This window comes from Ornithinibacillus salinisoli, from assembly GCF_042684965.1.
Lineage (GTDB): Bacteria > Bacillota > Bacilli > Bacillales > Amphibacillaceae > Ornithinibacillus > Ornithinibacillus salinisoli.
Window position 1 is genome coordinate 245,933 of sequence record NZ_JBHUMI010000014.1, and the last position, 12,736, is coordinate 258,668.

Here is a 12,736-nt window from a genome sequence, read left to right on the forward strand (position 1 = left end):
CCATTCTTAATTCACATTAGCACCGCATAGGTATGGTCATCACTTTTAACTATTTCGTCTAAATTAACACCTAAATCACGTTCAACCTTTTTTGCCTTCGCAACCCTAGATCTAACCGCCTTGTCCTTACTACTAATACTCCCCTGCTCATTCAAGAATCTAGCAAAATCAAATTCCCTCATAATAATCCCTCTTTCCTTTAGTTATTATAGTTCTATTATATATTAAATATCTGCAGCTGGATTTATATGTTTTATGATCAACAACCGTCATTAAACAACATAAGCAAAGTGTTGGTCAACACCGAGTCCTTGTACATAATTTGAGAAGAAGCATTAATCCCTTGAGATTACTCTTGTCACTCATCATTTCGTTCAGCTGGCTCATATGGACTCAACTTCCAAATATTGCAGTATACGCATCCACTTTTCTTTTTTGAGTTGATACAAGGACTGATACCGCTGAAAATGTAACACAATTAAGCAGGGTATCTGGTTGGGTTCTGAACCCACAGCTGAAAATATTCCATTGGGGGTGTTTTTGTTAAATTCAAGGAGTTTTCTTCCATAAACAGACAGATAAAAAAGAACCCAACATCTCAGGTTGAGTTCCATCCATATTCTAATATGTCATGGCATCATAGACATAATTATTAACCGGGTCAATGCCATACCAGCCCCAAGTCGCTGTATGTCCTTCTTTCGTTTCTGAGTTATTAATGACCACTTCGTATAACAAAAAAACATAATCGCCATTTTCTAAATCATGGTCATATTCTAATCGTACATTTGAATTACTTAGTGGATCTCCAGAATACAAGCTTATTAGATATTCATGAACATACTGTCTTGCTTCCTCATGGGAAAATTTAGATGATTTCGCTTGTTCTTCTTGTTTTTTACGTTCCTCTTCCTCTTTCTTTCGCTGTTCTTCTTCTTTCTTGCGTTGCTCCTCTTCCGCCTTTTTTCGTTCTTCCTCTGCCTTCTTCTCTGCGGCGATTCTTTCCTGTTCTTCAACGTACTCTGCTTTTTCATGATCTGTTTGTTCAATTAAAGACGATGCTTCTTCCTTTAATTGATTGACACTATTATTGTTAGGAGATTCCGTGGAATTTGCTATTTCTTCAAAAAGATTTAGTGCCTCATCTTATTCCTGCTCTTTTAAATAGTCCTTTCCCTGCTCCAACAACTCCACCATACGTGTATACGTTTCAATAGTTTCTTCCGTTTGTGCTATCAGCTTATCTCGATCACGCTCTACCTTCTTCAAAACAGTTAATTCCTCTATTGGTAACTCACCAATTCCTTGATAAGCTTCTAAGCTTTGTTCAAAATTACCCTGCTCAAATAAACTCATACCATCTACCATCAACTCTAATATTTCATAGATAGTTTCCGCTTCTTCAGTTTCTTTCTCTGTCATTGCTTTAGAGTAATTTGTTAATGCATCTTCATAATTTCCTTCATGGATTGAGTTATTACCAGCCTCAATAAAGGATTTGTACTCCGATGAGGTGCAACCGACCATCAATACAAATAAACAAATGCATACTACTAATAATATTCTCTTGTTCACGGATAATCCCCCTTGTAAATCTATCAAATCATCTAAGTATCTGCGATAATTAAGTTTCTGTTAAATTTGAAAAATATATTTTATCATCAAAGCATGTGTTTTTTGTGTTTTCTACGAGCTGTGTAGAGGTGGGACAGACCTATGACCTAATGGGACATGGTGCCTGTCCCCTTTTTTTCCATTATACCTCTAGAAGTTTAAGAAACAGTAATGGTCCCACTTTACAATAGGATCATTTGTATTTTTTGTATAATTCCAGAAATTATAACGATTATTGCATTTAGTAACAAGCACAAGGTCAATGGCTCTTACCTTAGAAGCTACTAATAGCTAGGTCTATCAACAATCTTGAATTCCCCTACCGCCACAAGTTCATTATTAATGTATGCCTCTAGATTATATTTACCGACTTCAAAGTTCACATCTCTTAATAGAGTATTTACAAGTAAACTACGCTTACCTGTACCACCTTCATAGTTTTCATCCCATTCTTTTAAGACTTTCCCCTCACTAATAAATACAAAGTGTACAGAGCTGACATTATATGATTCTTCTATGTCCAACTCTATCATACTAGGTCTTCTGTCATCCCTAAGATAATATGTTGTATCTTCATAATACGCATTAATATTGAATGTAGTAGATGATTCCTTTGCTATATATCCATTTTCTTTATTGCCATAGAACTTAATTTCTGGCACTTTATTAATTTGAATAATAAAAATTACCACTAACAATAGAACTATAATCATAATAGGAATAATTATTCTTTTGTTCTGAATGAAACTTTGAAGTAGTCCATTAAAATTTTTCTTCTTTTCTTTTTTTGGTAACTCTAATTTTTTCATTTCCAAACCACAATTCGAACAATACTTTATTTCTTCACTTATTTTGCCACCGCAACTTGGACAATACTTTAATCTCATAGATAATCACCCCTTTATTTAAAAGGATTATACGAATCCTTAATTTGCATCTCCTCTTTAAATTCATTTGCACAATAATCTCCCTTAGAAGTATTTTCTTCTCAACAATTATGACAATATTTCACTAGAGTATCCCTTCCTTTCATTTTTTTCATATTAAATATCTTTTACAGCAATTTAAGTGTTAAATTATCCCCTATGGGCTTTTAGCTAAGTATTAGCAAATTTAATAAACGAAATTATAAATATTTATGTAGATCATGTAGTAAGTTTAAAATACGCCATTGACTAGTTTAAATAGTTTAGTCTTTGTTCGGTTTTTCGACAAAAAAATATAAACCCCTTCTTCTGTCGACAACTTTATAAATGTTTTGAACTTATCGTCAAGAAAAATATTTAACCGTAATACAACAGTAGTAGCTACAGTGAATTCTACCGTCCAAACGGTCTATTAATATGCATAAAGCGTATGCCTAACTTAACAGCTGACTTAGGATAAAGGATTCCGACCCAAGCAATCATAAACCCATTGATCACTTTTATGTAATTAATTCCTTACAACATCTTTCCATTTGACACAATCTGAGGAGTAACAGGCACCTACACGCTTTGACACTCATCATTATTTAGTTTTTTGCTGCCTATTACTTTTAGGTTCTTTCTGGTTTGCCTTTTCCATCTTTTAACTGCATCGATAGGACATTTCCTTGTTCTGCGATTTTTCGGAGTGGCATGGTGACTTTCATTAATAGAGTATAACTACATCCTCACATGCTTTTAGGATTTTTAAATTTACTCCCCACAGTAAGTTCTTTTAGACACAAAAAATACTCCCCTTTATAGTAGCAGATTTTTACTTTTTAATCTGTCTACCGAAAGGGGAGTATATCAGCCAACTGCCTAGCGGGTAATTTATTTAATCCTTCAGATTATAATACTCCACATACCAATCAGCAAACTTCTGCAGTCCATCTTCAATTGAAGTTTCAGGCTTAAAGCCTACAGCTTTTTGCAATAAATTAGTTGAAGCATAAGTAGCTGGTACATCCCCAGGCTTGATTGGTTCAAAAATCTTCTCAAATTGTACTTCTTTGCCTAACGCTTTACTTAAGGCCATTTCTAAAGTTTCGATAAACACCATTAACTTTTCTGGACTGTTATTCCCAATGTTAAAGACCTTATGTTGAACATTATCTTCAGGTGGGTTACTTAATAATCGTTCAATCCCCTCGACAATGTCATCAATATAAGTAAAGTCACGATAGAGGTCATTCTCAAAATCACCATTATTGAATATTTTAATTGGTTCTCCATTAAAATATTTATTTGCAAATCCAAAATAGGCCATATCTGGACGCCCCATCGGACCATAAACCGTAAAGAATCGAAGCCCCGTAGCTGGAATCTTATAAAGCTGGCTATACGTATGAGCCATCAATTCATTTGATTTCTTAGTAGATGCATAAAGTGATACTGGATTGTCTACAAAATCTGTCTCTTCAAATGGAACCTTTTTATTGGCACCATAAACAGAACTAGATGATGCATATACAAGATGGTCAACTGGATTATATCTGCAGGCCTCAAGGATATTATAAAAGCCAATGATATTACTTTGAATATAGACATCCGGATTCTCTATTGAATACCTTACTCCCGCTTGAGCAGCTAGGTTAACTACAACATTAGGCTTGTACTCTTCAAAGGTTCTTATTAACATATCCTTGTCTGATATGTCGCCTTTAATAAAGGTAAACTTCTCATAAGGTTCCAAGTTCCCCAAACGGCTATGTTTAAGGTTCACATCATAGTATTCATTGACGTTATCAATACCAACCACCTGGCAGCCCTGTTCTAGTAGTTTTTTAGATAAGTAGTATCCGATAAAACCCGCTGCTCCAGTGATTAGGTATGTTTTACTAGGATCAAGAGTTTTGTAATTCAAGATTCTTCGACTCCTTAACAGCTTCTCTAATTGCAGGTTTTCTACCGATTGAGTGATACTCTACTCCTGCTTCTTGCATATCTTCCACAGGATATATATTTCTGCCGTCATATACTAAAGGAGTTCTCATTAAATTCTTATAAGTTTCAGGAGTTAATGCTTTCACTTCTCCCCATTCAGTAAAGATAAAGCAAACATTTGCATCTTCTAGAGCATGCTCGATATTGGAAACATAAGTAATACTTCCTTTGCCATTATTACCTTCTGGGTGAACTTTAGTAAAATTCTCTGCTCCAACCGGATCAAATGCATAAATGTCTGCACCTTGTTCTAATAATAATGGTACATTTTCAAGAGATGCTGCCTCTCTTAAATCGTCCGTGCCAGGCTTAAAAGTTAATCCTAACACTGCAACCTTAAGACTGTTTAACGTAATGAGTCTTTTACTAGCTTTCTTATAAAGCATTATTTTTTGTTCTTGGTTTACATCAATAGCCGCTTTAACTGTTTTGAGTTCATAACCGTTCTGTCTAGCAATATACTCAAGTGCTTTAGTGTCCTTAGGGAAACATGAACCTCCGAAACCGATTCCTGCATTTAGAAACTTGCTTCCAATACGCTCATCAAAACTCATCCCTTTTGCCACATCTTGAATATCAGCACCAACTAATTCACAAAGATTTGCAATGTCATTCATATAGGATATTTTAAGGGCAAGGAAGTCATTAGATGCATACTTAATCATTTCTGCCGATCTTCTATTTACGGAAACGATAGGTAATTTGAACGGCTCATAAATCTTCAATAATAATTCTTCCGCCCATTTGCTTTCAGTTCCAATAATTATTCTTTCTGCATGCAACGTATCGTGTACCGCAGATCCTTGGGCCAAAAATTCTGGGTTTGAAGCTACTTCTACTTTCACATCATTTACTAAAAAGTCCTGAATAAACTGTTCCACTTTATCATTCGTTCCAACTGGAACTGTCGATTTAACTACAACTAGACAATCCTTTTCTACCGATTCAGCAATTTGTCTAGCAACTGTAGCTATATATGATAGATTTGCAGATCCATCCGGTTGTTCTGGAGTACCAACACCGATAAAAATTGCATCCGCATCTCTATAAGCTGATTCATAATCAGTTGTGTACTCGATTCTTCCAGCAGCATAATTTTTTTGCATCAACTCTTCTAAACCTGTTTCATAAATTGGAGAAACTCCAGATTTCATTAAATTGACTTTATTCTCATTAATGTCCACACAAGTTACTTTATGCCCAATTTCGGCAAAGCATACACCTGCTACTAAGCCGACATAGCCTGTTCCTGCAACTGCTATTTTAAACATAATTACCCTACTTTCATTTTATTTTTTTGTAGACTAAGCTTCTAACTTTTCTTATTATTAACAATGATCGTATTTTCTAGATAAATAGTCTGTAAAGTATTTACACAATCTATAGATTCCAGTAGGTATATCCTTTTTCTTCTATTTCTAACTTATTCAATATACTTTTAACATCAATAATTACTTTCTCTTTATTATCAAAATCTCCAAATAAAGAGTTAACTTCATTCCAATCCAGCTCTAAAAACAAATCATGAGCAACAGCAAAAACAATACAGTCAGCATCTTTTACATCTTTTACATCTTTTATATCGACTAACTCAATACCGTATTCTTGTTTAGCCTCAATAGCATCTGCTTCGGGGTCAACTACAATTGGTTCAATGCCATATTCTTTTAATTCTTTCAAAATATCAACTATTTTCGAAATTATTGTATCAGGTGTATTTTCTTTAAAGGTAATACCGAGAATAACTACTTTAGATTGCTTGATTAGTTTGTTTGCAAGTATTAATTTCTTAATAATACTATCTGCTACAAATTCACCCATGCCATCATTGATCTTCCTACCTGATAGTACAATCTGACTGTGATATCCTAATCTTTCTGCCTCGTAAATAAAGTAATATGGGTCAACACCAATACAATGACCATCTACAAGTCCTGGATAAAATTTAAGCGCATTCCACTTTGTATTCATTGCATCAATAACTTCTTTTGTATCAATCCCCATACGATCAAACACCATAGCTAATTCATTCATGAATACAATGTTAATATCACGTTGACTGTTCTCAACTACTTTGGTAGCTTCACCTACTTTAATCGAACTAGCGCTATGCACTCCTGCATAACTAACTCATAAGTTTTTGCAATTTCTTCCAAAGTGTCTTTATCAATTCCTGATACTATTTTAATAATATTTTCTAATCGATGTACTTTATCTCCAGGATTGATCCTTTCTGGTGAATATCCTACTTTGAAATCAACCCCACAATCTAGACCTGATTCCCTTTCAAGAATAGGGATACAAATATCTTCTGTTACTCCAGGATATACCGTTGATTCATATACTACAATAGATCCTTTAGTCAAATTACGTCCTATAATAGAACTAGCTCCTTCTACGGAGAAAGATTTGGTGTTTTATCTGAATTAATTGGAGTAGGGACGGCAACTATATGAAATTTAGCTTCTTTTAACTTTGTTTCATAGTTGTAAAATCAATGGTAGTTTGCTCTATTGCTTCATTACCAACCTCATTGGTAGGATCAATTCCAGATTTATATAAATCAATTTTATTTTGATTTATATCAAAACCAATAATATCTACTTTTTTAGCTAAATCTACTGCTAAAGGTATCCCAACGTATCCTAAACCTACAACTGAGACTCTCGCTTGTTTATTTACTATTTTTCATATACTGAAATACTTTAATTCCTCTTTTCATTTTTTAATAATATATTATCTTTTTCCATACGCGAACTTCATTATGCTAATAAAGTAAATAACATAAACTAATGAAAATACAATTGTTATTGACATCAAATATTGGTGGACATTAAAATCTAATAATTTTGATATAACTAAACAAGCTACTGAGGAAATTATAAACATAAGTTGAAGCCCAAGTTCTAACTGTTGTTTCTTAACAACCTGTAATCCATAAGCTACAGTATTAACTACAAATCTAACACCAAACATAGGTGCCAGAATTTGAACATATACACCGGCTTCTTTCCAACCTGACCCAAAGACAATTTCAAATGCTATAGGTGCTAAATAATATAATGCTAAAACCATAGGAATCGCGATAAGTAGGAGTATAATGCTTGTCTTTGTAAAACTTTTTGCAAACTTACCAGTTTCATCATATTCTCTCGAAGCCTCTTGAAAAAAAACTTTTGCTACATTATTACTCATCACTGTTAAAGGTAAACCTAGCACTTTATATGATATCGAGTAAAGGCCTAATACAGATAAACCAAATAAAGATTCAATAAAGAGAGCTATGGAAGCATAAGAGAAACGATTAGCAAATGCTGCAGGTGCTGAATAAAGCGGTAAGCGGTAATGACTTTTCATAACCACATTCATCTCCGCCTTACTTGATGACAATATTTCCTTTAAATGAGATTTCATAGTTATTGATTGCTTTTTAAGTCCAGCTAACATTCCAACAGTATGTGAAATCAATAATCCAAAAACCCCAAATTTAAGAACTCCTAAAACTACAGATCCAAAATTTTGAGCTAACGTTTTTAAGACATATACAGAAGTCATTACCTTATACTCTTTATAACGGTTATTATAAGCTTCAAGTGTTCTCATCAATCCATTGACTAATAACATCGCAAAGATAAAAATAATCGCATAAGAATAGTTTCGATATTCATCTTGTAAAAGGAAGTAATATGACCCATATCCGATTGATGCTATTAAACTAAATATAATTGTAATAAAAAAAGATAACTTAATAATTGGATATATTCTCTTTTTATCTGGCTCAGTAACAATTGCTACATCGTACCTGCCACATATAATACTTCCAAATAGGCTTTCTGCAGTTAAAATTAATGTATATACCCCTAACTCCTTTGGTGAATATATCCTTGTTAAAAGGGGAGCTACTAATATAGTTAATGCTTGAGCAAATATTGATCCCGATGTTAATGTCATAACTGACCTAAAGAATCCGTCATTAAAAAGATTTTTGATTCTATTCATTAAAATGCATATCCTTCAGTATTATTGAGCAAATATTATAATAGTATTCTTCTGATAAGGAAGTATCACTTAAATTATTAACTGTATTTTTTGCATTATCTCTAATTCTCATTTGCTCCTCAGGATTTAATGTCATTACATGATAAATAGTTTGATGAATAGCATTTTCATCATTAGAATCAGTTAAAAATCCATTTTCACCATCTATAACAATACCGTCAATACCCTGACCTCTTGTCGCTATTATAATACAACCTGCAGCCATAGCTTCTAAATATACGAGACCCAATGTTTCCTTCTTACTAACCATAATAAAAATATCCGCTTCTTGCATTAGCGTAAAAGTTTTCTCCCTAGTCACTCTACCTTCAAAAGTTATCTTTTCAGAAACACCTAAATTACTAACTAAATTTTCAATATTTTTCTTTTCTTCTCCATCACCAACAATAGTAAAAGAATATGGTACACTTTTACCTAACTTATTTAAAGCCAATACACTTCTAGCAACATTTTTATTATCATCTAATCTACCAGCATACATTAATTTAATATTTTCATTTATATTATAATTAGGTTTGTTTACTTCTAATGTTATATATTCCTCAGGAATACCAGACAAAGACATGAACGAATTATTTCTGGTTCCAATTAGTTTTTCAAATTCTTTTTTTATTACATATGACCTAAAGCCAATAGCATCAAATTCCTCAAAATACTTTTTCCAAAAGACTAAGCTATATCCGTTTTTAATATTCTTAATATCGAACGAGTGAATTACTGCTATTTTTTTGGGGAATATATCCATATTTTTCATAAGATCATTATAATAAGTTGGAAAATGTACCACACCTACTTCTGGTTTATATTGTTCCTCTTTACAGTATTGTTTTATAAAACTAGCATACTTATTACTAAAATAACGAAAAGTTTTAATTGTTTTAGGGAATAATAATAAGTATTCAAAGAAAAGAATATTGTTTCCGTAATCATCAGTGTATAAATATTTTCTATAGTTCGATTTTAGGGGCAACACTTTTGGTAACTGTCGCCATGCGTTCTTGAATCCATGCATGAATAAATGTATTATAAGAATATCATTATCATTAGCAAACTCTTTTAACAAATAAAATACTGCCTTTGTATCTTCAAACAAGTCATTTCTATGTTTTATTGGATAAAAGGGAGTAATAATTGCTATTCTATTATTCTTGTCTTTTTTCATTTATATCTAACCTTCTTAATATTTTTGCCGGATTACCCGCTATTACGCATAGGCCGTCTGGAAAACTTTTAGTAACTACTGAACCTGCCCCAACGATGGTACCGTCACCTAACACTGTTCCAGGTAAAATAGTTGAATTCATACCTATCCAACAATCCTTGCCTATAATAATATCTTTTGCCTCTTCATGATTATCTAAATCCCCAATTTTGTGATTCTGTGTAATTAACCCAACATTGGGGGCAATGTATGTTCCATCACCAATGTGAATTTTCCCATGAAAATTTTGGTAATAACAACCGAAATTTTGGAAATTATTCATGTCATTGGAACTAAAGATAAGATTTCGGTGATTCCCTACATTGTTTCTATGAGATACAGGAAAAGGAATTCTCCTATTATATCCAATTATTTTTTGCATAAAAACACTCCGCCAGCACCAGCGCCAACCTTTAGTGGAATTATCAAACCAGCGACCTTTTAAAAATTTTTTATCATAAACACAAGACATAATTAATCTAGATATTACTATAAACACTTTGGAGAATATCTTTTTCATACAGTATTCCTCCTCTTCATTCCTTAAACTTTCTTAATTATACTTCTACTTTTTATAGTGAATAGCACTTTAGTTTTTAGTTTAATTTAAATCATTGTTCACTTCGTTTAGTTTCTATTAACCTTTTTTCATATATATATATATATATTATTATTAAAAGTAACAAGACAATATCTAATCTATTTCGCACAATTGCAGATAAATCAGCATTATTTAATATACCTATCATCGAAAAAGATATTCTATACAACACGATCCTTATAGCAAAATTGTTTTTAAAAAAGTAAAATATTAAATCTAATCTACGGAGTATTCTACCTATTACTAAACACATAGGTAATAATGTGAAATAACCAAATTGATAGTAATTGAAGGTTAATAAATCGACAGGGATCCCCCCAGTAGGGTCTACCCCTAAAAATGCTCCATAAGCTTTCGTATTAAAAGTTGACACTGAAATAATTGATTCTTTGCTAATCCCAATTAACTCTAATATCGAACTTGGTATCATTGTAAATGGCCATATAACATAATCGTACATATAGCGATATCCAGAATATTGTATTAATTCATTTCTTAAAGAAAAATTTGCAAATGGATAGCTAAATTGACTTAAAAACTCAGTAATATAGTTACCGCTTTGCTCGACAGCATAATATCCATAAGCTAAATATTGAAATATTGCATCTAAATAGGCAAGCAAAAATAGTCCTACCCCAAATAGTATAGCCAACCCCAATACACCTTTTTTCCTCCTTTTACCGATTGCAAAAAAGAATGGTAAAAAGAAAATGACAAGGGGAGCCCTTCCTTGATTATAAAGTAGAAATAATACTGCAAAAATTAACGATATAAAAAATTTTAAAAGGATTATCTTACTATTCTTTAAACGGTATAAATATAGATACAAATATGGTGGTATTAAGATTATTACTGAGAGTGTAACCAGTTGTAAATAGCTTGATCCAATATAATCAGTTGGTGACTTGTCTAACCCTCTCGTTAATGAGCCTAACGCCAAGTATGTTTTTAAGGAACCAACTTCAAAAATTAGTAAAACTATACTTGCTACACCAACAAGGAATATAATGTCTGTAATAAGTTTGATTTTTTTGTATAAAACCTTTCCCTCTAATCCTTTTTGTTTCCAAGTCTCCTTGAATTTTATGTTACCCATTGATTTAAACCTTAAATGATACGAAACAATAATTAGAAGTAAGCAAATTGCACTCATTAATAAGTTGAAGAAAACCTCTCCATTACTCATCTGATTTAAAAGAATTGTAAAAAGTGATGTATTATCTCTATAGGTCTTAAAAAACATTTGAATAAATGGGACAACAAAATAAAACATACTAAATGTTAAAATAAACATGCTTAATCCATTAAAACCACTTTGGGAAATTATCTTTTTTACATATATATATACTAGTACAAATATAAGAATATATATAAGAAAAGCCAAATAGGAAAATATACTATCAAATACCATAAAGAGCTCCAATCAAATCATTATTCTTTGAGTTTAAACCCATAACTTTTTCTAAAAATCCGACGATATGTCAGATGGGAAAAATATCTTAAAACATCAATTACTCCAACATTCCTATCTTTTAGCATGTTATATCCTTCAGTCAAGTTTCTAGTCGTAACAACTCTATAACGAAAAAGTTGTAGATTAATTAACTTATAAAATTTAATTTTCTCTTCTTCGGATAGTTCATCAATATGTGATTTGAAAGTAGATAAATAGTGTTTTGTAATTTTATCCATATCAAAAAATCTTTTTTCAGGATGCCTATGATAAATGAGTCCCATTTCATCAACATAGGCCAGCTTATATTTTTTTAAAAGCCTAACAGTAAATTCAATATCTTGATTTCTTTGAAAGGTTTCATCAAACCCACCTAATTCTTCAAAAACTTCTCTACGCATCATTAAATTTGATCCAGCTTGAATAAAAAGGTTTCTACATAGCTCTTTAAAATACAAATTACCTTCCTGGTTTTCTGCACAGACAGTATCAATTTTTCCATTTTTTAATCGTTTATATTTTGTATAACAGGCTCCCCAAGAACTATCCCGTTTTTCTAAGCACTTAACTTGTACTTCTACTTTATTAGGAAGAAACTCATCATCATCATCTAAAAGCATGATATATTCTCCTTTTGAATTCTTAAAGCCCGTATTCCTAGCTGCTGATCCATTCTTATTAAACTCATGTTTAACATATTTCACCTTTGGATTTCCACTATATCTCAGCATTAACTCTTCAGTTTCTATTCTTTCGTCTGTATTAGGATTATTATCATCTACAACTATAACTTCAATATTAGAGAATGTTTGAATCAAAACTGAATTAATTGCCCTAGATAGTGTTAAAGGCCTTTGGTATGTTGGAATTATTACGCTAACCAATTTATTTTTCAT

General features: G+C 32.1%; 11 protein-coding genes and 1 pseudogene. All 12 read right to left on the reverse strand.

Annotated elements, in window-relative coordinates:
• Positions 1–11: 11 nt before the first annotated feature.
• The gene (locus ACFSTA_RS08560) at positions 12–182 is read right to left on the reverse strand and encodes a hypothetical protein (protein WP_377556199.1); all 171 of its coding nucleotides are present in this window, start codon (positions 180–182) and stop codon (positions 12–14) included.
• A gap of 439 nt (positions 183–621) precedes the next feature.
• A complete protein-coding gene (locus ACFSTA_RS08565; RefSeq protein ID WP_377556201.1) occupies positions 622–819 on the reverse strand; it encodes a hypothetical protein in 198 nt (65 codons plus the stop codon).
• A gap of 327 nt (positions 820–1,146) precedes the next feature.
• Positions 1,147–1,575 (reverse strand): hypothetical protein, encoded by a 429-nt coding sequence (locus tag ACFSTA_RS08570; RefSeq protein WP_377556203.1) that lies wholly within the window; start codon positions 1,573–1,575, stop codon positions 1,147–1,149.
• Between the two features lie 323 nt (positions 1,576–1,898).
• Positions 1,899–2,501: a zinc ribbon domain-containing protein gene (locus ACFSTA_RS08575; protein WP_377556204.1), complete on the reverse strand. Its 603-nt coding sequence runs from the start codon at positions 2,499–2,501 to the stop codon at positions 1,899–1,901.
• A gap of 916 nt (positions 2,502–3,417) precedes the next feature.
• Complete coding sequence (locus ACFSTA_RS08580) at positions 3,418–4,446, reverse strand: SDR family NAD(P)-dependent oxidoreductase (protein WP_377556205.1); 1,029 nt, start codon at positions 4,444–4,446, stop codon at positions 3,418–3,420.
• Positions 4,427–5,797, reverse strand: a complete 1,371-nt coding sequence (locus ACFSTA_RS08585) for a UDP-glucose dehydrogenase family protein (RefSeq protein ID WP_377556206.1) — start codon at positions 5,795–5,797, stop codon at positions 4,427–4,429. The genes ACFSTA_RS08580 and ACFSTA_RS08585 overlap by 20 nt, the downstream gene beginning before the upstream one ends.
• Positions 5,798–5,906: 109 nt before the next feature.
• A pseudogene (locus ACFSTA_RS08590) lies at positions 5,907–7,211 on the reverse strand (nucleotide sugar dehydrogenase).
• A 51-nt stretch (positions 7,212–7,262) separates the two neighbouring features.
• Entirely contained in the window at positions 7,263–8,525 is a 1,263-nt protein-coding gene (locus ACFSTA_RS08595) for a lipopolysaccharide biosynthesis protein (protein ID WP_377556208.1), read from the reverse strand.
• Positions 8,518–9,747 carry a glycosyltransferase gene (locus tag ACFSTA_RS08600; protein WP_377556209.1) on the reverse strand — a complete coding sequence of 410 codons (1,230 nt, stop codon included), beginning with the start codon at positions 9,745–9,747 and terminating at the stop codon, positions 8,518–8,520. The genes ACFSTA_RS08595 and ACFSTA_RS08600 overlap by 8 nt, the downstream gene beginning before the upstream one ends.
• Positions 9,728–10,306: an acyltransferase gene (locus tag ACFSTA_RS08605; RefSeq protein WP_377556210.1), complete on the reverse strand. Its 579-nt coding sequence runs from the start codon at positions 10,304–10,306 to the stop codon at positions 9,728–9,730. The genes ACFSTA_RS08600 and ACFSTA_RS08605 overlap by 20 nt, the downstream gene beginning before the upstream one ends.
• A 91-nt stretch (positions 10,307–10,397) precedes the next feature.
• Positions 10,398–11,483, reverse strand: coding sequence for a hypothetical protein (locus tag ACFSTA_RS08610; protein WP_377556212.1), 1,086 nt, complete (start codon positions 11,481–11,483; stop codon positions 10,398–10,400).
• Positions 11,484–11,818: 335 nt separating this feature from the next.
• Positions 11,819–12,736 carry a glycosyltransferase family 2 protein gene (locus tag ACFSTA_RS08615; RefSeq protein WP_377556213.1) on the reverse strand — a complete coding sequence of 306 codons (918 nt, stop codon included), beginning with the start codon at positions 12,734–12,736 and terminating at the stop codon, positions 11,819–11,821.